17 protein-coding genes and 1 pseudogene are annotated in these 20946 nt (G+C 72.8%); 3 read left to right on the forward strand and 15 right to left on the reverse strand.

The features are described from left to right. Window positions 1-364 precede the first annotated feature (364 nt). Window positions 365-1408, forward strand: coding sequence for a questin oxidase family protein (locus GTY67_RS12940; protein WP_161278750.1), 1044 nt, complete (start codon window positions 365-367; stop codon window positions 1406-1408). A gap of 29 nt (window positions 1409-1437) precedes the next feature. On the opposite strand, the gene GTY67_RS12945 is transcribed toward GTY67_RS12940, so the two are convergent. Next, entirely contained in the window at window positions 1438-2220 is a 783-nt protein-coding gene (locus GTY67_RS12945; protein ID WP_093691295.1) for a class III extradiol ring-cleavage dioxygenase, read from the reverse strand. Window positions 2221-2399: 179 nt separating this feature from the next. On the opposite strand from GTY67_RS12945, the gene GTY67_RS12950 reads away from it, so the two are divergent. Continuing rightward, window positions 2400-2921: a MarR family transcriptional regulator gene (locus GTY67_RS12950; protein ID WP_161278752.1), complete on the forward strand. Its 522-nt coding sequence runs from the start codon at window positions 2400-2402 to the stop codon at window positions 2919-2921. A 123-nt stretch (window positions 2922-3044) separates the two neighbouring features. Here the strand turns inward: GTY67_RS12950 and GTY67_RS12955 are convergent, their stop codons facing one another. Together GTY67_RS12955 and GTY67_RS12960 are read right to left on the reverse strand one after the other, a co-directional pair. Beyond that, window positions 3045-4604 (reverse strand): MFS transporter, encoded by a 1560-nt coding sequence (locus tag GTY67_RS12955; RefSeq protein ID WP_176727493.1) that lies wholly within the window; start codon window positions 4602-4604, stop codon window positions 3045-3047. A gap of 164 nt (window positions 4605-4768) precedes the next feature. Then, the gene (locus tag GTY67_RS12960; RefSeq protein ID WP_093691293.1) at window positions 4769-5431 is read right to left on the reverse strand and encodes a TetR/AcrR family transcriptional regulator; all 663 of its coding nucleotides are present in this window, start codon (window positions 5429-5431) and stop codon (window positions 4769-4771) included. A 274-nt stretch (window positions 5432-5705) separates the two neighbouring features. Between GTY67_RS12960 and GTY67_RS12965 the strand changes: the two genes are divergently transcribed. Further along, window positions 5706-6983 carry a M6 family metalloprotease domain-containing protein gene (locus GTY67_RS12965; RefSeq protein ID WP_161278754.1) on the forward strand — a complete coding sequence of 426 codons (1278 nt, stop codon included), beginning with the start codon at window positions 5706-5708 and terminating at the stop codon, window positions 6981-6983. Between the two features lie 37 nt (window positions 6984-7020). Here the strand turns inward: GTY67_RS12965 and GTY67_RS12970 are convergent. From GTY67_RS12970 to GTY67_RS13025, 12 genes and pseudogenes are all read right to left on the reverse strand, one after another. Continuing rightward, window positions 7021-8079: pseudogene (locus GTY67_RS12970) on the reverse strand (AMP-binding protein); the annotation flags it as partial. Beyond that, on the reverse strand, window positions 8067-9044 hold the full coding sequence (locus GTY67_RS12975; RefSeq protein WP_093691287.1) for a LuxR family transcriptional regulator: 978 nt from the start codon (window positions 9042-9044) through the stop codon (window positions 8067-8069). The gene GTY67_RS12975 and the pseudogene GTY67_RS12970, both read right to left, overlap by 13 nt. Before the next feature lie 106 nt (window positions 9045-9150). Then, window positions 9151-9975 (reverse strand): 4'-phosphopantetheinyl transferase superfamily protein, encoded by an 825-nt coding sequence (locus GTY67_RS12980; protein WP_161278756.1) that lies wholly within the window; start codon window positions 9973-9975, stop codon window positions 9151-9153. Window positions 9976-9986: 11 nt separating this feature from the next. Next, on the reverse strand, window positions 9987-10574 hold the full coding sequence (locus GTY67_RS12985) for a nitroreductase (protein WP_237502604.1): 588 nt from the start codon (window positions 10572-10574) through the stop codon (window positions 9987-9989). Window positions 10575-10607: 33 nt separating this feature from the next. Beyond that, window positions 10608-11447, reverse strand: coding sequence for a dimethylargininase (gene ddaH / locus GTY67_RS12990; protein ID WP_202461421.1), 840 nt, complete (start codon window positions 11445-11447; stop codon window positions 10608-10610). Between the two features lie 43 nt (window positions 11448-11490). Continuing rightward, window positions 11491-11919, reverse strand: coding sequence for a VOC family protein (locus tag GTY67_RS12995; RefSeq protein ID WP_093691281.1), 429 nt, complete (start codon window positions 11917-11919; stop codon window positions 11491-11493). A gap of 27 nt (window positions 11920-11946) precedes the next feature. Continuing rightward, a complete protein-coding gene (locus GTY67_RS13000; RefSeq protein ID WP_093691279.1) occupies window positions 11947-12204 on the reverse strand; it encodes an acyl carrier protein in 258 nt (85 codons plus the stop codon). Beyond that, a complete protein-coding gene (locus tag GTY67_RS13005) occupies window positions 12197-14137 on the reverse strand; it encodes an HAD-IIIC family phosphatase (protein WP_161278758.1) in 1941 nt (646 codons plus the stop codon). Before GTY67_RS13005 ends, GTY67_RS13000 begins: the two co-directional genes overlap by 8 nt. Then, the gene (locus tag GTY67_RS13010) at window positions 14134-15180 is read right to left on the reverse strand and encodes a ketoacyl-ACP synthase III family protein (RefSeq protein ID WP_093691275.1); all 1047 of its coding nucleotides are present in this window, start codon (window positions 15178-15180) and stop codon (window positions 14134-14136) included. The genes GTY67_RS13005 and GTY67_RS13010 overlap by 4 nt, the downstream gene beginning before the upstream one ends. Before the next feature lie 43 nt (window positions 15181-15223). Beyond that, window positions 15224-16048 carry an aspartyl/asparaginyl beta-hydroxylase domain-containing protein gene (locus tag GTY67_RS13015; protein ID WP_161278760.1) on the reverse strand — a complete coding sequence of 275 codons (825 nt, stop codon included), beginning with the start codon at window positions 16046-16048 and terminating at the stop codon, window positions 15224-15226. A gap of 2 nt (window positions 16049-16050) precedes the next feature. After that, a complete protein-coding gene (locus tag GTY67_RS13020; RefSeq protein ID WP_093691271.1) occupies window positions 16051-16890 on the reverse strand; it encodes a DUF6202 family protein in 840 nt (279 codons plus the stop codon). 15 nt (window positions 16891-16905) lie between these two features. After that, window positions 16906-20877 (reverse strand): non-ribosomal peptide synthetase, encoded by a 3972-nt coding sequence (locus GTY67_RS13025; RefSeq protein WP_161278762.1) that lies wholly within the window; start codon window positions 20875-20877, stop codon window positions 16906-16908. Between the last annotated feature and the right edge of the window lie 69 nt (window positions 20878-20946).

Raw genomic sequence — 20946 nt, forward strand, 5'->3', positions numbered from 1 at the left:
CGAAACCTGGCGCGGATGGTGACGTAACCGCAGGTCAGGGCCGGTTTCTCAGGGCATCGGCACCCCCTGGCGGGGAGCCGGTGGCACCGTTCCGGTGAGGCCGCGCTCACAGGAGGCCACACCCATGGGCCACGCCGCCCACGACCGCGTACGTCCTTCATGTACAACGCCCCTCACGTCACGGAACGTTCCGACCTCGCGTCTACCCCGGAAGACGATCCGTATCGCCTCGGGGTTGCTCGCGCCGCCCCCAGGACCTCCGGGCGACGCCAGGCCCTAGGTCCACAGGAGGAGGTCCCCGCCCCGGTCGACCGGGACCTCAGCCCGATCCGCCGGGCCGCCCCTCGCCCCTACCGTGAGGTCCATGACGGACACCCAGAGCAACCACGTGGACACTTCGGGCACCCTCGACGAGGCCCTGGAACGCATCCATCTCTCGGGCCCGGAGCGGGACGGCTGGCTCAGCAACCACGCGCCGATGGCGGTCGAGGCGCTGGTGCGGCACGGGCAGGCGCCGGCCGCGCACCGCTGGCTCGACAACTACCGCCCCCGGCTCGAGGACATGCCCGGCTCCGTCGCGCCGGTCACCGGCCGGAACTGGCAGGAGGCCCTCGGCGACATCGACCGCGTCGCCGACTGGACGGTGTTCTTCGAGCGGGAGACCGCCGACCGCCCCTGGCGCACCGTCCTGGCCGAGTGGTGGCCCCGGCTGCTGCCCGGCATCGCGGGCGGCGCCACGCACGGGGTGATCCGGGTCGGCCACTCCGTGCGCACGCTGCTGGACGGCGAGGAGACCGGGCCGCGTGTACGGGAGCTGGCCCACGCCCTCGGCTACTGGGCCGCCCGCCACCAGCCGCTGCCCGCCCTGGAGCGCCTGGCCCCGGCCCCCGACGCGGCGGCCGCCCTGGAGCAGGTGCCGCTCATCGCCGACCAGGACGGCGAGATGCTGGCCCGGCTCGGCCGGATCACCGGCTTCCCCGACTGGCCGGGGCAGGTCCCCGAGGGGCCGGAGGCGGCCCGTACCGCGATCGAGGAGCTCGTCCGGGCCGCCACCCACCGTTACGCGACCCACGGCCACGCCGCACCGATCATGCTGGTCCACGCGGCGACCGCCCCCAACGCGGTCCTGCGCACCCTGCCCGCGCTCCCCGGCGCCCTGTGGGTGCCGAGCCTGCACGCGGCCTGGGCGGCGAGCGCCACGGTGACCGCCGCCTACGGGCCCCGCGAGGCGGTGCCGGTCGCGGCGCACCTCACGGGCGCGCGGGACCCGCGGGAGGTGTTCGAGCGGGCGGCGGCCCACGGGGACGACCACACGATCAAGTTCACCGACACGGCACTGGACGTAGGTGACGCGGCAGCCCTCGTGGCCGCCGGGCGCGCGATGGAACTGAACACCCCGGCCTGGTGAAACGCCCCCGGGGGCCCGGCACCGCCCCCTCAGCCGAACTGCACCGAGCGCTTGGCCAGCCCCATCCAGAAGCCGTCGATGACGCTCCGCCCCTGGCCCAGCTCCTCCTCGGCGGCGCCCAGCGTCACGAAGAGCGGGGCGAAGTGCTCGGTGCGCGGGTGGGCCAGCTTCCCGGCGGGGGACGTGTGCTCGAAGTCCAGCAGGGCGTCGACGTCCTGGGCCCGCAGCGCGCGGTCGCCCCAGTCGTCGAACTCCGTGGACCAGGCGGGGACCCCGCCGCCCGGGTGGCGCAGGGCGGCCAGGTTGTGGGTGAAGAAGCCGCTGCCGACGATCAGCACGCCCTCGTCGCGCAGCGGGGCGAGCCGTCGCCCGACGGCCATCAGCTTCTGCGGGTCGAGGGTCGGCATGGAGATCTGGAGTACGGGGATGTCGGCGTCCGGGAACATCTCCACCAGCGGTACATAGGCCCCGTGGTCCAGCCCCCGGTCCGGGATGTCCTGGACCGGCGTACCGGGTCCGCGCAGCAGCTTGCGGACGCTGTCGGCGAGCTGCGGGGCGCCGGGGGCGTCGTACCGCACGCGGTAGTAGTGCTCGGGGAACCCCCAGAAGTCGTGGACCAGCGGGACCGGCTGGACGGCGCCGAGCGCGAGCGGGGCCTCCTCCCAGTGGGCGGAGACCATCAGGATCGCGCGGGGGCGCGGCAGCGTGGCGGACCAGGCGGCGAGCTGGCCGGGCCAGACCGGGTCGTCGGCGAGCGGCGGGGCGCCGTGCGAGAGATAGAGGGCGGGCATGCGCTCCGCGGTGACAGTCATGGCACTCCCCATCCACTGGACCTGACACAGAAACCGGCATCGATCATGGATTCCGGATCCCGGGGGAGGGTTCTCCAGGGGTCCTGCGGAATCTCACCGGCAAGGTTCTTGAAGCTTCAAGTTCCTACCTCCGGAGACCTTAGCCCTATCTAGTTAAACTTTCAAGAAAAGGTCGTACAGTGGAGTACATGACCACCGCACCCACGGCATCCACCGGCGCGACACGCTGGCTCACCGACGAGGAGCAGCGCGTCTGGCGCGCCTATCTGCATGCCACCACGCTGCTGGAGGATCACCTCGACCGCCAGTTGCAGCGGGATGCGGGCATGCCCCACATCTATTACGGACTGCTCGTCCAGCTCTCCCAGGCCCCCCGGCGCCGGATGCGGATGACCGAGCTCGCCAGGAACGTGAAGATCACCCGCTCCCGGCTCTCGCACGCCATCGCCCGGCTGGAGAAGAACGGCTGGGTGCGCCGCGAGGAGTGCCCCTCGGACAAGCGCGGCCAGAACGCGGTGCTCACCGACGACGGCCACGCGATGCTCAGCCGTTCGGCACCCGGCCATGTCGACGCCGTACGACAGGCGCTGTTCGACCGGCTGACGCCCGAGCAGGTGCACAGCCTCGGCGACATCATGGGGGTGCTCGCCTCGGGGCTGGAGCCGGAGGGCACGGACGCGGATCTGCCCTGGCTCCGCTGAGCGCACGAAGCCGGATGAGCGCCGAAGCCTGCTGAGCCTGCGGAGCTGAGCCTGCGGACGCGGGACTGCCCCGGCTCCGACGCCGAGCGGCGGGAACCGGGGCAGACCTGACAAGCGGTGGCGTCAGTGGGCGACGACCGGGATCCGGAACTCGTCCTCGGCGCCCTCGGCACCTTCGGCGTTCCCGCCGGAGGCGCCCCCGCCGGTGCCCGTCCCCGGGCGGCCGGTGTTGATCAGCACGACCGCGATCGCGGAGGCGAGGACGAGGATGCCCACCGCCCACCAGATCGCGCTGGCGAAGCCGCTGACCATGGCCTGGAGCTCCAGGAGCTTCGGGTCGGTCGCGCGCGCCGCGTTGTCGGCGATGTACGCGGTGGTGGCACCGGCCGCGATGGTGTTCAGCAGAGCGGTGCCGATGGCACCGCCGACCTGCTGCGAGGTGTTGACCATCGCGGAGGCGACGCCCGCGTCACGCGGCTCGATGCCGTGCGTGGCCAGGGACATGGCCGGCATGAACGCCGTACCCATGCCGAGGCCGAGCAGCAGCATGCCGGGCAGGATGACGGCCGCGTAGCTGGTGTTCAGGTCCAGCTGCGTGAGGAGCAGCATGCCGACGGCGGCGACCAGGAAGCCGGGGCCCATCAGCAGCCGCGGCGGGACCCGGGTCATCAGCCGGGTGCCGATCTGGGTGGAGCCGGTGATCATGCCCGCGATCATCGGGAGGAAGGCGAAGCCGGTCCGGACCGGGGAGTAGCCCTTCACGACCTGGAGGTAGTAGGTCAGGAAGAGGAACAGCCCGAACATCGCGATGATGGCGAGCCCCAGCGAGAGGTAGACCCCGCCCCGGTTGCGCTCGGTCAGGACGCGCAGCGGCAGCAGCGGCGACTTCACGCGCGACTCGGTCACGACGAAGGCCAGCAGCAGCGCGGCGGCGGCGGCGAACATGGTGATCGTCAGGCCGTTCGACCAGCCGGCCGACTCGGCGCGGGTGAAGCCGTAGACCAGGGCGACCAGGCCGAGCGTGGAGAGCACGACACCGGGGATGTCCAGCGGCGAGCGGTTGCGCGAACCGGAGGGCTCACGGATGACGAAGTACGCGCCCGCGGCGGCGATCACGGCGAAGGGGATGTTGACGAAGAACGTCCAGCGCCAGTTCAGGTACTCGGTGAGGAAGCCGCCGAGGATCAGCCCGACCGCGCCACCGCCACCGGCGATGGCCCCGTAGATGCCGAAGGCCTTGGCGCGCTCCTTGGCGTCGGTGAACATCACGGCGAGCAGCGAGAGGGCGGCCGGGGCGAGCAGAGCGCCGAAGACACCTTGCAGGGCCCGGGAGCCGAACATCATCGCCTCGTTCTGGGCGGCCCCGCCGAGCGCGGAGGCCAGCGCAAAGCCGATCAGCCCGACGACGAAGGTGCGCTTGCGCCCCCACAGGTCGGCGATCCGGCCGCCGAAGAGGAGCAGACCGCCGAAGGCGAGCGCGTAGGCGGTGATGACCCACTGCTTGTTGCCCTCGGAGATGCCGAGGTCGGTCTGGGCGGAGGGCAGGGCGATGTTCACGATGGTCGCGTCGAGGACGACCATCAGCTGGGCGAGCGCGATGAAGGCCAGGGCCTTCCATCGGCTCGGATCGGGAAGCCCGGTGTCTGCGGTTCTCGACAGCGGGGTGTCAGCGGTTTTTGCCATGGGAGTAGCCACCTAGGGACATGCGAGGGCGCCGAGGACGTCGCGAGGAGAGTCGCCGGTACGTGCTGGCGTACGCGTGATGGGAGTAGGGAAGCGCGTGAACGTAAAAGGACGTTGATCTACGAGGCTGATTTACGGGGCGGGCGCCGGGGCCCGGGCAGGCGTCAGTCGCGGCGCCTCAGGTTTTCGAGGGTTGCCGCCGATCCGGGCAGTACGGAGCGGGCCGGGGCTTCCAGTCCGTCCAGGAACAGTTGCAGATGGCGGTGGGTGAACCGGTCGATGTCCAGGCAGGCGATGCCGGGCAGCGGTCGGGTGAGCTGGGAGAGGGCGACGAGTACGTCACCGACGGCGATGTCGGTACGCAGCCGCCCCGCGGACATGGCGCGCGACACGAGCCCCTCGACCGCCGCTTCGAGGCGGTCGCGCTCGGCGAGCAGGTCGGGGTGGTCCTTGTCGAAGACGCCGGAGAGCATCGGGCACAGGGCGCCGATCCGTTCGTCGGCGGCCGCGTGCACGAAGCGGCTGAGCGCGGCGAACGGGTCGGCCTCCGCCGCGGTGGCCTCCTCGGCCCGGCGGGTGGTGCGGGAGGTGACCGCGAGCACGACCTCATGGGTCAGGGCGGCGCGGTCGGGGAAGTTCCGGTAGAGCGTGGCATTGCCGACGCCGGCCCGCCGTGCGACGTCGTCGAGAGGCACGTCCGGCCCGAACTCGACGAACAGCTCACGTGCGGCCGCGACGATCCGCTCACGGTTGCGCAGCGCGTCGGCCCTGGGTCGGGGCGTACGGCGCCGGGCTGCCGGTGCGGCGGTGTCTGCGGCGGTCTCCACGGCTGCGGCCTTCCCTCTCCGGTCACACGATGGGTAGCTGGGCGATCCCCACCCGTAACCGGGGACCAGATCCCCGTTTCAGGGGGACACCGATGCAAACGGGGAGACCCTCCCCGCTTATTTCCGCCTTCCGATGTGACCTGAGTCACACCACCTGGCGGCGAAAACCCTCCGATCGGCGCACCCAGCGAGCGCCCCCGGAGCGCCCGGCACAGGCTGATCGCCAGAGCGCAGTCAGGGTCGGCCGGCTGCCGCGGACCCCGAAGGCGCCTCTATGCAGCAGCCCCGCCACCGGATACGCAGTCACCGCCGCCCCCTCGCCCTGGCCGGGGCGACCGCCCTGGTCATAGCCGCGATGGCGACGGCGAGCACCACGCTCCCGGGGGCCGGACGGGCCACGGCGGGCCCGGCGGCCACCGCCGAGGACTCCGCGGTCGCCCCCTGCCGGATCGCCGCGGCCATGGGCGTCCAGATGTCGCTGGGCATGCCCACCCCGCCCGGCTACGCCCGCTCCACCGGCGAGGTCAGGGCGCTCAACCTGATGATCGACTTCCCGGACGCGGAGGCCACGGAACCGGCGGCGGACCGGTTCGCGGAGTTCTTCCCGCAGACCTCCGACTGGTTCACGACCAGCTCCTACGGCCGCCTCGACTACCGCCCCGAGGCCCCCGTCAAGGAGTGGCTGCGGATGCCGATGCCGTTCGCGGAGTACGGGATAGAGCGCGGCTCACCGTTCGAACCGGGCTACCGCCAGCTGGTCAAGGACCTCGTCGCGGCCGCCGACCCGCTGGTGGACTTCTCGGCGTACGACCTGGTCAATGTCCTCGTCACCCCGAACGCGGGCCCCTCCGCGCTGGACACCGTGCTCTCGGTGACCTTCTCCGGCAACGACGACGCCCCGACCGCGGACGGCGTACCGCTCTCGAACACGTCGTTCGTCTACAGCCGCCAGGACGACGGCTCGGGGTCGTACGCACAGACGGGCTACCGCGTCCTGCCGCACGAGAACGGCCATGTCTTCGGCCTGCCCGACCTCTACACGATGGAGGGCGGCGGCTCGGTGGGGCACTGGGACATCATGTCCGAGGACTGGGGCGCCAACAACGACTTCCTGGGCTGGCACAAGTGGAAGCTCGGCTGGCTGGACAACGAGCAGATCAGCTGCGCCTCGCAGCCCGGCGTCAGCGAACACACGCTCGGCCCGCTGGCCACCGAGGGCGGCACCAAGCTCGCCTTCGTCCCGCTGAGCGCCCAGTCCGGCTACGCGGTGGAGGTCCGTACGGCGGCCGGGAACGACGAGGCGGTCTGCCGCCCCGGGGTGCTGATCTACAAGGTCAGCTCCGACGTGGACACCGGCCAGGGCCCGGTCTCGGTCGCCGACGCCACCCAGGACAGCGGCGGCTGCACCCGGCGCCCCAACGTCCACGCGGAGCTGTCGGACGCACCGTTCCGCCCGGGCCAGACGTTCACGGACCGGGCCAACGGCGTACGGATAGCGGTGCTGGACGAGGACGGGGACGGCAACTACCGGGTACGGATCACCCGGCCGTGAGGGGTGGGGCCGGGGGCCCCTCGCCCCGCCCGGCCGCACGGAACCAGCCGTCGTGGAACGCCTCGGCGGTGGCGGCCGGGGCCCGCCAGTAGCCCCGTGGGAGCGACTGCCCGCGCAGCCACAGCTCACCCTTCTCACCGCCGGGGAGCGGTTCGCCGGGGGCCGGGACGAACTTGAACTCGGTTACGGGGGTGGGGTCCAGGCCGTACGGGACGCCCTCCGCGCCCTCCGCGCCCTCCCCTTCCCCGAGCACGAGCGTGCCACCGGCGGCCATCGCCCCGTAGACGTCGGCGAACGCGGCGGGATGGGAGAACGGGAGCGTGACCGGGGTGTCCGGGACGGGCCCCATCCCCGGCAGCGCCCCCCGTGCCAGCGCGGAGGCGGCAGCCCGGTAACGGGCGTCGAGTGCGGCCCCGGCCTGGGCGAGATGGGTGGTCACCGCGCCCTTGGCGCCGGCGGCGTAGAGGATCACGGAATCGTCCTCGGGCCGGGGCTCCACGTCGGGCGGTGCGGCCAGCGGGTCGGGCGCGGGGAAGTCCTCGTACCGCTCGGCGCCCACCCCGTCCGGGAGCCGCCCCTCGTCCCCGAACAGGACGACACGCGCCCCGGTCCGCCGGGCCCACTGCCCCACCCGTGCCAGCCGCTCCCCGTCGACGAGCAGCACACCGGGCTCGCAGTCCTCCAGTACGGGGCGCAGAGCGGCCCCGGACCACCGGGCGTCGAGGGGCACGGCGATGAGCCCGGCCAACTGGGCGGCCCAGAAGGCGATCTGCCACTCCGGGAGGTTCCGCATCGCCACGACGGCCCGGTCGCCGGGTCGCAGCCCGTACCGTTCGACCAGCCGGACGGCCAGGGCGGAGGCGGCGGCGAAGAACTCCCCGTATGTGCAACGGCGTTCAGCGTCGAGGAGGAAGGCGGAGTCACCGTAGGCCCATGTCGTCTCCACGAACTCCCGCAGCGTGCGCGGCCCGTCGGCGTACTCCAGGGTTCCCCGCTCGCCCCGGACCACGGCGAAGGGGGCGCCGGGGGCGGTGAGGCGGGTGCGGATCTCCTCGGCGCGCTCGGGATCCGGCGTGCCGGGCCTCAGGAGAGCCAGCCCGCGCGGGCGGCCAGGACCCCCGCCTCGAACCGGCTGCGGGCCTCCAGGCGGGCCATCAGGCCGGAGACGGTCCGGCGCACCGTGCGCAGGGAGACCCCGAGCTTCTTGGCGATGGCCTCGTCCGTGTGACCGCTGGCCAGGAGGTACATCAGCTCGCGCTCCCGGCGGGAGAGGCCGACGTTGTCCGGACCGTCCTGTTCGTGCCAGGGCATGCCCGAGTCCCAGAACCGGGTGAACAGGACGTACAGCACCTCCACCACGCCCCGGCTGCGGATCTCCAGGGCGCCCTGCCGGCCGTCCTCCGGGTCGATGGGGACCAGGGCGACCTCATGGTCGACGAGGACCATCAGCATGGGGAGCGTCGGAACCGTGCGGGTCTCGGCGCCCAGGGTGGAGAGCCAGCGCACGTACTCGTAGGTGTCCGGGTCGTTGCGGATGCTGTCCTGGTAGAGCGTGCGGAGCCGGACGCCGCGCTCCAGGGCCATCTGGTCGAGGGGCTTACTCGACTCCATGGTGTCGGGGCGCTGGGCGCCACCGGGAAAGAACGAGAGGCATTCCTTACGGGCCGTCTCCGCGAGCTGTTCGAGGCGGCGGCGGACCGTCTCCACGCCGTGCAGCTGCTGGACGATCTCCGGCGCGTGTCTCTTGCCGCCGTACTCGTCGACGATCGCGGCCACCGAGGCGCGGGCGGACTCCAGCCCGCGCAGGCGGGAGCGGAGTTCGAGGTCGTGCCGGTTCACCAGGATGCCGAGACCCACGTCCGGGCTGACGGGAAGGAGCTGCTTGCCCTCGGTGTCCCGTTGCAGGAGGTGGAGTTCGGCCAGGACGTCGAGGGCTGCGCGGACCCGGCCCGACTCCACGTCGAGCTGCTGGGCGATCTGCTGGACACTCCACTCGGGCTGTGCAAGGAGCAGGCGGTAGACGGCTTCGACATCCGGTTCCAGACCCAGCGCTTCGAGCAAGAGTTCTTCCTCCCTCACGGCCCGCAAGGGCCCCTCACAGCCCATAAGGGCCCCGCACGGCCCATCAATTTCGGGGATACTACAGGCAACTCACTTACTGCACGTGTCAGTTGCATGAACCGAGCGCCGCATCCGGCCGAGACCCGACCCCCGGCCCGCCGTCCGGTCCGTCCCCGGCCACGGCGAGCGCGAGAGCCGCGCGCTGTCCCGTACCGACAACGATGTCCCAAAGCCGCCAGCCCGGCGGAGAGGCCGGTGCGGGTCCGGTGCCCACGTAGTGCCCGGCCAGGCCGTGCGCCAGGCCCGCGCCCTCGCCCTTGAGGTGGGCCTCCTTACGCGTCCAGCAGCGCAGGAAGGCCTCGTCGCGCCCGGCCGCCGGCAGGGCGGCCAGCTCCGCGCGTTCCCGGGGGTGGAGCGAGGCCGCCAGCTCGTCGGCGGTGCCCGGGGCCGGGGTGCCCTCGACGTCCACGCCCACCGGGGCCCGGGCGAAGGCGAGCAGCACCGTGCTCGCGCTGTGCGACAGGGAGAAGTGCAGGCCCGAGCCGGGCAGGACGGGCCGCCCGCCCGGCTCGCCGCACATCCCGCAGGGCTCACGGGAGATGACCACATCGGCGGGGGCCACCCCGAGGTGGGCACCGGCCAGTCTGCGCAGCAGGACGTGGGCGACGACGTACCGGTGCCGGTCGCGGGCCGAGCCGAACCGCCCGGCGCGCAGGCTCTCCTCGCGGCCGAGCAGGGCGGCCCCCTCCGCCTCCGTCCACACACCGCCCGCGCCCGCCCACCGGCCGTCCGCGTCGGCCACCCAGAGCTGCGGCTCACCGGCCCGCGGCGGTCCGAGCCCGGCGGGCAGCGGTCCGTACGGGACCGGGCGCGCGGCGGGAGCCCGGAGCGGGCGCGGGGCGGCCGGGGTGGGTGGGGCGGGAGCCGCCATGACGAAAGGCCCTAGGCCGCGCTGCGGCTGCCGGCCGTCGCCGCGACCCGGGGGGTGTGGAGGTCGGAGAAGCGGGTGACGCGGGTGGAGACCTCCTCCGGCGGACGCCGGTTGCGGACGGTCGAGGGGAGCGCCGTACCGATGTCCAGCGAGCCGAGCAGCTTCTCCCCGGCGCCCAGCCCCAGCAGTTCGGCGGCGGCCTCGCTGCGGACCAGCCGGCCGGTGCGCCAGATGCTCCCGTAGCCACGGGCGTGGAGCAGCAGCATCAGGGAGTACGACATGCAGGAGGCCGCCGCGATCTGCTCCCACTCGGGGATGCGCTCGCCGCGCGGGGAGAAGACGAGCGCGGCGACCAGAGGGGCCCGGCGGAGCTTGGCCCGCAGCTGCTCGGCCTGGGCCGCGTCGGCGCCGGACTCCTCGGCCAGGCAGTCCCCGAGCAGGTCGGAGTCCGCACCGCGCAGCAGGACCCAGCGCCACGGGCGGAGCCGGCCGTGGTCGGGCGCGGAGCTGGCGCCCTGGAGCAGATAGGTGAACTCCTCGTCGCAGGGGGCGGGCCCGGTGAGGACCTGCTCGCTGCGCCGGGTGAGAACTGCCGTCATGACGTCCATGGGAAACCCTTCGTCTCCGTACGGTCAGTGCCTGATTTCGAGGGTGCAGCACTTCACGCTGCCGCCGCCCTTGAGCAGTTCGGTCATATCCATGCCGATCGGCCGGAAGCCGCGTTCGCGCAGGTGGACCGGGAGGTCTCCGGCGGCCTCGGGTATCACCACGTTGAGTCCGTCGGAGACCGCGTTCAGGGAGAAGACCGCGGCGTCGGCGGCCGACACCTCCAGGGCGTCGGGGAAGAGCCGGCCGAGCACCTCGCGGGAGGCCGGGGCGAACGCCTGCGGGTGGTACATGATCTCGTCGCCGTCCAGGACCGCAAGCGCCGTGTCCAGGTGGTAGTAGCGGGGGTCGACCAGCTCCAGGCTGATCACCGGGCGGCCGAAGAAGGACTGCGCCTCCAGGTGGCTGCGGGCGTCGCTGCGGAAGCCGTACCCCGCCAGGACGAAGCTGTCGGTGACGAGGAAGTCCCCCTCGCCCTCGTTGACATGGAGCGGTTCGCGCAGCTCGGTGAAGCCGTTCTCCCGGAACCAGGCGAGGTACGCCGGGCCCTCGGGCCGCCGCTGGTGGTTGCGGAAGTCGGCGCCGAGCACCCGGCCGTCGACCACGGTGGCGCCGTTGGCCGCGTACACCATGTCGGGCAGGCCCGGCAGCGGGGGGATCAGGTCGACGGTGTGGCCCAGCGACAGGTAGAGGTCGCGCAGCTGCTCCCACTGGAGGACGGCCAGGGAGGTGTCGACGGGCTTCTTCGGGTCCATCCACGGGTTGATGGAGTAGACGACGTCGAAGTGGTCGGGCCGGCACATGAGGTAGTGGCGTCGGCGCCAGGTGCGTCGCTCAGGAGGGGTGGTTCCGAGGTGCGCGGTCATGGGCTTCCTTGGGTCGGGGGCCGGTGGGGCGGGAGGCCCTGGGTCAGCGGGCCGGGGCGGGCGCGTAGTGGACCAGTTCGACCAGCAGGTCGGCGGGTTCGGGGGCGTACACGAACACCACCCGCATGCCGGGCCGGGCGCCCCGGCACGGCTCCGCGTCCAGGACGAGGAAGCCGGAGGCGCGCAGCCGGGCCGTCTCCTCCGCCAGGTCGTCCACGGTGAGGGCCAGGTGGTAGAAGCCGGGGCCGGGGCCCCGCAGCCGGCCCTCGACCGCCGAGCCGGGACCCGTCGGGGAGACCAGTTCGACGGCGGCGCCCGCCGGGTCGCCGGGCAGGCTCCAGAAGGAGCAGGCCACCCGGTAGGCGTCGGCGGTGCCTTCGTCGGTCCGGTGCAGGCCGAGGGCGGAGAGCTGGGCGCCCGTACGGTCCGGTTCCGCTGTGGCGAGTCCGATGTGGTCGATGCCGAGGATCACGGGCGGGGGCCTTCCGGGCGCGGCCGGTCAGCGCGCATGGGCCGGGAGGGCGGCCAGGCGGCGGCCGATCTCGTCGGCCAGCTCCCCCACGGTCTCCAGCTTCATGTACGAACGCAGGTCGAGTTGTACGCCGTAGCTCTGCTCCACGGCGGCCAGCAGCCGCATGGCGGCGAGGCTGCCCCAGCTGCCGAGGCCGGCGAAGCGGGTGTCGGCGGTGAGGTCGTCGGGGGTGCGCTGCGCCACGCGGGCGACCAGGGGCCGCAGGGTGGTGATGACGTCAGACATGGTCCAGTGCCTCCTTGGGGACAAGGGTGATCCAGTCGGGGGTGAGGGGCGGGAGGCTGTCGAGTCGCGCACGGTGGCGGGCCGGTGTCTCCTCCCCGGGGGGGTCCTGTGCCGGCGTGGAACCGGCGGGGTCCTCGGCCGGGGTGAACCCGGCGGAGGGGTAGAGGGCCGCCGCGGGCGCGTTGCGCGCGGTCGGGGTGAAGAGCGCGTCCAGGAACGTGGCGCCGCCGGAGCGGGCCCGGTCGGCGACGTACTGGAGCACCGCCTGTTCCACGCCCCGGGAGAGCACCCGGCAGCTGAGCACCAGGTTGCGCACCACCCAGCGGTCGGGCCCCCGGTCCAGCCAGACGCCGCCCACCACGCCTTCGGCGCCGAACCTGTCGGCGACCTCCACCGAGAGGACCAGGTGCTCGTCCGACTCGGCCAGCCGCCGGGTGACGGCCTCACCGTGGCTGCGCCCGGCCATGTTGAACTGGTTGGTGCGCAGCTCCAGTTGGGCCAGGCGCGGCAGGGTGTAGGGGGTGGCGGGCCCGACCGTGACGCTGAGGTCCAGGGCCCTGAGGTAGTCCTCGGCACTGGCGTGGGCGGTGGAGAGGCGGTGGCGCCTGCGCCTGCCCCGGTAGAGCTCGGTGCGCTCGGAGTCGGTCGCGGTGGAGCCCAGTTGGACGAAGCGGGCGCCGTCGAGGAGCCGGGACGCGTGGTCCGCCGGGTCGCCGGCGAGGTGGACGGTGTCGACCTGGGGCAGCGACTCACGTACCATGCCGCACTCGAAGGGGCTGTCGTCGGCGAAGACGAACGCGTCGAGTCCCAGGTTGAGTTCGTCCGCCAGGGCGGCGATGCGCAGGTCCTTGCGCTGCCAGTCGGCGGCCACCGCGACGAAGTCGTCCGGCCGCAGGATCATGTCCGGGTGGGTGGCCAGCACGTCGTCCACCAGGGACTGTTCGTTCTTGCTGCACACCGCGAGGAGCACGCCCTGGCGGCGCAGGGCCAGGGCCCGGCGCTGGAGGTCGGTGTAGCAGTCCCCCGGGTAGAGGGTGCCGAGTTCGATGCCCGCGGGGCCGTCGTCGCCCAGGACCCCGCCCCACAGGGTGTCGTCCAGGTCCAGGACGAGGACCTTGCGGCCGCGCCCGGTCACCGCGCGGCAGAAGTGCGCCGCCTCCCGGGCGTAGGCCAGCTCCACCTGCGGGGTCCAGGCCATCCGGCCGAACCGGTACCGGCGTTCGTCGCGCACCGGCCCCGGGACATCGGCGAGCAGCGCCTCCAGGTCCAGGGTGTAGAGGCCCTCCTGGCTCTCCCCCGCCGCGAGGAGCACCGTGTTGGCCTCGCGCCAGGCGCGGCCGAGGCTCGCCGCCCCCCGGAAGCTGATCACGCTCCTGCGGTCCGGGCGGGGCAGCGGCACGGTGTGCAGCAGGACAGCGGACCCGGTACGCCCGGCGAACTCCGCTGCCATGGCGGCGAGTTCACCGGCCCGGTCCCGTGCCGCCCCGCCCGCCTTCTCCGGGGCGGCCGCGTCCCAGTCCTGCGGGAGGAGCGCCCCGGCGTCCAGCAGGCAGAGGGTGGCCTGCGGGGCGAACGCGGCCAGGGCGGAGCCCGGATCGCTCAGTTCCACGCCCAGCTGGTCGTAGGGGCACAGGTGCAGCTCGGCGTCGACGCCCGCGGCCAGCAGCGTCGCGCGCAGGAGCGGCAGGACGTCGTCGGCGGTGAACGTGGCGGCGATCGCCACCCGCAGGGTGGCGGGGCGGCCGGCCGGGGCGGCGGTGAGCCGGCCGGCCGGGACGCCCTGGAGCAGCCGCCCCGCCTCCACCAGGAGGAGGGCGTCGTCGGTCGCGCCGAGCGCCCGTGCCAGGGCGGGGTCGGTGGCGTCGGGCGACTCGCGCAGGGCCCGGACCCGGGCGAGCAGGTCGTCGCCGGGCGGGTGGAGCGGGCCGCTCATGACCCGTCGGCCGACCACTGGGGGCGTTCGAGGATCTCGACGACGGCGCAGGCGTAGGTGAAGCCCATGCCGATGCCGCACAGGGCGACCCGGTCCCCGGGGCCCACCTCGCCGGTCTCCAGCAGATGGGCGAGGCCGGCGATCTGGTCGGCCGCGCCGACGTGTCCGACCCTGCGGCCCCACTCCCAGGTCGTGTTGGCGTCGGTGATGCCGAACATCGCCCGGAAGTCGACGTCGTCGAGGGTCCGGCCGACGTTGGTGAGGACCCAGCGGTCGATGTCGGGGGCGGTGAGCCCGGCGTCCGCGAGGGCCACGCTGACGCTCTCCTGCTGCCGCTCGGTGAGCGACTGCACGATCTTCAGGAGGAGTTCGCCGTTCTCCAGCAGGTACTCGTCCCGGCGGGAGCGCAGGTCGACGGGTTCGTCCGCGGGCCGGGGCTCCTCCTCGAAGGGCTTGTTGCCGAGGTAGACAGCCCCGTAGGTGCCGTCGCTGATCACGGCGGTGGAGAGCAGCCGGGCGACACCGCCGGTCCGCGAGAGGACCAGCCCGGTGCCTCCGTCGCCGAAGACCACGCCCTTGTCGGAGCGGTAGCGGTCGAAGGAGGGCAGGGCGAAGACGTCGCTGGTGGTGAGCAGCGCCGCCGACCGGTCCGAGCGGGCGTGCAGATAGGCGGCGGCGATCTCCAGGGCGGCCAGGCCGCCGTTGGAATACTGCTTCACCTCCACCGCGGCGGCCCGCCCGCCCACGGTGCGGCCCTGGACGTAGGAGGCCGGGGCGAAGTGGTCGAGGCCCTGGCTGTTGCAGCTGGAGTGCACGACGAGTTCGATGTCCCCGGGCGCCACCGTGGAGCGGCCCATGGTCAGGTCGGCGGCCTTGACCGCCAGGTCGACGGCCGGGCCGTCGTCGATGACGCTGATGGAGAGGAAGCCGTCGGCGGCCGCCTCACCCTCGTCGTACCGCCCTTCGGCCACTGCGGCCGAGACATCCTCGCCGCGGCCCAGGACGGCCCCGCAAGCGTTGACGTAGATTCCGCTCCACTTCATGGGGTGCGGGCTCCTTCCGTGTCGTGGTGCGGCGCCGGGCGGATCACCGGCGCACCATGCAGTACTCCTCGTGGGCGGTGGCCCGGGTCAGCAGTTCGCTGCTTCCGCTGGCGGCGGCGATCTCCTTCAGCAGGGTGAAGACGTCGTCCCCGGAGATGTCGCTGAGGAAGTGCTGTTTGATCAACAGGGTCTGGATCTCCTGGTAGTTGCGGGCGTCGAGTACCCCGGCCAGGCCGAGCAGGGCGCTGCGGCCCCGCTCGTCCAGCGGCGGCCGGTCGGCGACGTTGCCGACCGGGATCGCCGGCTCCTCGGGGGTGCCGAAGGCGAGGACGTCGCTCAGGCTCTCCGCGCTGAAGTCGCAGATGACGTGGACCCGGTCGTGGTCGGAGAAGGAGCCGACCGAGTGGGTCCTGCTGGCGTCGAGGAACCACAGCTCGCCCCGGCGCATCCGGAAGACGGTGGACTCCTCGGAGGCGAAGACGCTGTCGTCGGTCTGCAACGGCAGGTGGATGCGGAGCATGTCCGCCTTGAGCTCCAGGAAGTCCCGGTGCGGTACGTAGACGCTGCCGGGGGCGAGCCGCATGAACCGGGCGTACTTCAGGTACTCGGTGCGGAAGAGGCCGCCGACCAGCTCGCGGACGTAGGGCATGGCGTCGCCGTGGGGCGTGGGGACGGCCGACCCGTCGTAGTCGCCGAGCGAGGTCTCCCGGAGGCTGCCGGTCTGGTTCCACAGCATGGTGCTGCGGAGCATCCCGGTGGAGACGAAGTCCGCGTAGGAGTCGTTGTAGACGAAGTCGCCGGAGGCGGCGAGGTCGGCCGCCAGACGCGCCTCGTCCAGTTCGATCGCGGCTATGCGGTGGGAGCGCATGGTCACGCCGCCCGGACGGCCGTGGCGGCGGGGAGGCCGAGGGAGTCCGCGAAGTCGTTCAGGGCCCTGGCCCAGCTCGCGGAGTATTCGGTCGTCATCTCCGCGAAGGTCCGCGCCTCCTCCTCGGTGGTGACGATGGTGGTCATGCCCGTCTCCTCGTCGCTGACCTGGGCGGCGTGCATCGTCTCGGCCTTGATGTGCGAGTCGATCCAGGCCAGGTCGGCGGCGTCGGGGAAGAGCGGGGACCCGTCGGCCTGGAGCTTGCCGTAGACGCGGCGGAAGGCGACGGCGATGTCGAGGGCGATGGTCTCGACGACCCGCAGCTGGACGGCGGCGCCGAGCGGCTCCAGGGCGAAGCGCTCCATGTTCTCGATCAGGAGCCGTACGCCCTCGGGGAGCCGGGCGGCCTCCTCGCGGCCGGCGGCGTCCACGTGCCGCTCCACGGGGGCGATGACGGAGTCCTCCCACCACACGTAGTGGGCGCCCGAGGGGCCCTTGGGGGCGACGGCCCCGAAGACCGGGGCGAGGTTGTCCAGGTCGTCGCCGATGACCCGGAAGACCGTCTGGAAGGCGGCCAGGACGTCGAGGGACGGGTTCTCCTGGGCGTGGATGACCCGGGCGGAGGCGCCGAGCCCCGAGAGGGTGGTGAACATGAACGCCTTGGTCATCGCCCGCCACTGGTGGGCCACGGCGAGCGGGCCCCGGAAGTCCTCGGTCTCGAAGCCCCGGGCGAAGGCGAAGAACCGGTTGTCGGCGCGGCCGAGACCGGCCGCCTCGATTTCGCGGTCGACCAGCTCGTCGAGTGCGCTGCGGGCGTCGTCGGTCAGAACTGTTGCAGTCACGAATACTCCAGGTTCCTAGATTTCGTCGAACGAGAGCAACTCGTCGAGGATGTCGCGGACGGCGCCCGCAAGTTCCGTGGAATTCTCTTCCGAGACGAGCGTGAAATGGTTACCGGGAATCTCACGGAAGGAAAGGTCGGAAACCCTTTCCCGCCATCCGTGGTCCTCTCCCCGCAGAAGTGCGGGGAAAGTGATGCGGTCGTCGGGGTACGGTTCGGCCGCGCGCAGCAGCCGGACCGGACCGGTGTACGGCTTGGGGGCGTACCGCAGGAAGGCCGCGCGGTGGTGCTCCATCAGCTCGGCCAGGCCGGCGGCCTCCTCGGGGAGCGGCTGCGGCCCCTCGCCGCCGAGCAGGTCCATCGCGCCGAACGCGGCCCGGGCGGCCTCGGCGACGGACGCCTCCTCGATGGCCCCGGGCGGCAGCCAGCTGTCCAGCAGGACGGTGCCGACGACCTCCACGCCCCGGGCCTGCCACTGGCGGGCCATCTCCAGGGCGACGCAGCCGCCCACGGACCAGCCGACCAGGAGCAGCGGCCGGGCGGCGCGCACGGCGTCGGCGGCCTCGGTGTAGCGGGCCGCCATGGCCTCCACCGTCGGGTCGGGGCCCTCGTCGCCGTCGGCGGCCTGGAGCCCGTACACGTCGTACTCCCCGGCCAGGTGCGACCCGACCGCCCGGAAGGGCAGGACCGAGCCGCCCGCGCCGTGCACGAAGAGGACGAGGGGCCGGTTGCGGGGGCGGGCCAGCGGGACGAGGACGCCCTCCGTCCCGCCGCGCGCCGAGTCGAGGCGGGCGGCCAGTTCGCGCACGGAGGGGGCGGCGAAGACGTCGCCCACCGTGGGGCGCACGCCCAGGTGGCGGCCGCAGGCGGCGATCAGCTTGAAGACGAGGAGGGAGTGGCCGCCCAGGGCGAAGAAGCCCTCGTCCACACCGAACGTCCCGACGCCCAGCACCTCCCGGAAGACGGCCGCGAGCCGCTCCTCGGTCTCCCCCTCCGGCGCCAGGACGCCCGCCTCGGAACCGTCGGGTCCGCTCCCGCTGTCCAGCCGGGCCAGCAGCGCCTTCTCGTCGACCTTGCCGTTGACGTTGTACGGGATGCTGTCGACGGCCACGTACGCCGCGGGCACCATGTGCGTCGGCAGCAGCCGCGCCGCGTGCGCCTTCAGCTCGCGCGGGTCGGGGTCCTCACCGGTGTCACCGGCCACGAAGGCGGCTATCCGGCCGTCGAAGGTGCTGGGCGCGAGGGCGACGCAGGCCCGTACCCCGGGGTGGTCGCGGAGCACCGCCTCGATCTCGGAGAGTTCGATGCGCAGGCCGCGGATCTTCACCTGCCGGTCGATGCGGCCGAGGTGTTCCAGGACGCCGTCCTCGCGCATCCGGCACAGGTCCCCGGAGCGGTACATCCGGGCGCCGACCGGGCCGAACGGATCGGGCAGGAAGCGTTCCGCGGTCAGCCCGGGCCGGTTGTGGTAGCCGTGGGCCAGGCCCACGTCGCCGCCGATGTACATCTCCCCGGGGGTGCCGACGGGCAGCACCTCCAGCTCAGGCCCGAGGACGTAGACGCGGAAGTTGCCGCAGGGCCGGCCCAGCGGCAGGACGGGTACGCCGGGTTCGCGCGGGATGACGCCCTCGACGACGGTGCCCGCCTCGGTGGGGCCGCAGCAGTTGACGAAGTCGGCGTCGAAGCGGGCGTGGAAGGTGTCGCGCAGCCGGGGCTTGACCTCCTCGCCGCCGATGATCACGCGGCGCAGCGAGCGGCAGCTGCCCGCCGGGGCGGCCTCCAGGAACACGTCCATCATCGTCGGCACGAAGAAGAGGGTGGTGACCTGGTGCCGCTCGGTCAGCTCCACCAGGTACTCCGGGTCGCGCTGCCCGCCCGGGCGGGCGACGACGAGGCGTGCCCCGTAGTAGAGGGGCCAGAACAGCTCCCAGGTGGAGACGTCGAAGCCGAAGGACGTCTTGAGGATGTTCGCGTCACCGGGGCCGAAGGGGTAGGCCCGCTGGAGCCAGAAGATGTTGGCGAGGGCCCCGTCGACCGGGTAGGCCACGGCCTTGGGGCGGCCGGTGGAGCCGGAGGTGTAGAGCAGGAACGCCAGGGCGTTGGGCGGGGTGGTGACCGGGATGTCCGTGTCGGGGGCCTGCTCCCAGGGCCGTTCGGCGCCGGTGAGGTGCAGGACGCGGTGGTCGCCTCGGGGCAGCCGCTCCTGCCCCCGTCCGTCGGTGAGGACGAGCCGGGGCGCGGTGTCCGCCAGCATGAACTCCATGCGCTCGGCGGGCAGGTCGGGGTCCATCGGGATGTACGCGGCTCCCGCCTTGGCGACCGCGTACAACGCGATCACCAGGGCGAAGCTCCGGTCCATGCAGACGGCGACCTTGTCCCCGGGGCGTACGCCCAGCTCCCGCAGGTGGTGGGCGAGCTGGTTGGCCCGTGCGTTGGTCTGCGCGTAGGTGAGGCTGCCCTCCTCCCCGGTCAGGGCCACGGCCTCGGGGGTGCGGGCCGCCTGCTCCTCGAAGGGCTCCGCGAGGGTGCCGTACCGGATGCCCGGGTCCTCGTAGGTGTTGAGGCCGTGCAGGATCTCCTGGCGCCGGGCCTCGGTGAACAGGGGCGCCTCGGCGACGGGGGCTTCGGGGTCGCCGATGAGGGTGTCCAGGAGTTCCAGGTACGTCTCGGCGAACCGCTCGGCCGTCGAGGGGCGGAAGAGGTCGGCGGAGTATTCCAGGGAGCCGCGCAGCGAGTCGCCGAAGTCGGATATGGAGACCGTCAGGTCGGTCCGGGCCGACCTGGTGTCCAGCGAGGTGAGGCTTCCGCCGTCGCCCTCGGCGAGGACCTCCACCCCTTCCTGCACCCCGAAGATGGTCTGGAAGACGGGGTTCACACCGGGGACGCGGGCGATGTCGAGTGCGGCGACGATCTGCTCGAAGGGGACGCTCTGGTGGTCCTGGGCCTCCAGCACGGTCCGCTGGGCCTGGCGGACCAGGTCGCGGAAGCCGATGGGGCCCGAGAGGTCGCCGCGGAGGGCGACGGGCTTGACGAAGCAGCCGACGATCTTCTCGGCGGTCTCGTCGTCCCGGCCGGCGAGGGGCGAGCCCACGACGACGTCGCGCTGGCCGCTGAGCCGGGAGAGGAACGCCTGGTAGGCGGCGAGCAGGACGACGAACTGGGAGGTGTTCTCCTCGGCGGCGAACCGGTGCACCCGGCCGGCCAGTCCGGGTCCGGCGGTGAAGCTCGCCATGGCCCCGTCGCGGGTCTCGGTGGCGGGCCGGGGGAAGTCCTTGGGCAGGTCCAGCACGGGGAGTCCGCCGCCGAGCCGCTGTTTCCAGTAGGCGAGTTCCCGCTCGTGGCGGCCGTCGTCGCGCTCCCCCGCCCGGGCGGCGGCGTAGTCGAGGTAGCGCACCTGGGGGGCGGGCGGCAGCGGGGCGCCGGAGAGCAGCTGGGCCAGCTCGCCCATGACCTGGCCGATCGACCAGTGGTCGATGATCACATGGTGGAAGCCCAGGGCCAGGGCGGACCGGCCGCCCGGCAGCAGCAGGGCCAGGACGCGGAAGAGCGGCGCCCGGTCGGTGGGCAGGGGCTGGGCGGCGGCGTCCGCCACGACGGCCTCGGCCCGGGCCTCGGCCTCCTCGGCGTCCAGGTCGCTCAGGTCGTACCAGGTGATGGGCGGCGCCACCGGGCCGCCGTCCTCCTGGACCGGGCGGCCGTCCTCCTCGACGATGCGCAGCCGCAGGGCGTCGTGGCGCTCGGTGAGCGTGACGACGGCGGCGGTCAGCCGCTCCCGGTCGAGTGGCCGGGTGAAGGTGACGACGTCGAAGAGATTGTATTCGGCGCTGTCGGGGAAGCGTTCGGTGAAATACCAGATGCGGGCCTGCGCGGGAAGCAGGGGAACACGCGCACCGGGTGCCGTCCGCGGAATCTCAACGGTAACCTTTTTCGTCTTGCGACTGCGGAGTCTTTCGAGAAGCTGCGCTTGGTTGTCATTGAGCTGACCCACGTGTTCACACCCCACACAGGAACGGAATTTCGCTTCTTTCAGGCAAGCAAGAAGTTATCCGATCCCCGG

It is taken from the genome of Streptomyces sp. SID8374 (assembly GCF_009865135.1).
GTDB lineage: Bacteria > Actinomycetota > Actinomycetes > Streptomycetales > Streptomycetaceae > Streptomyces.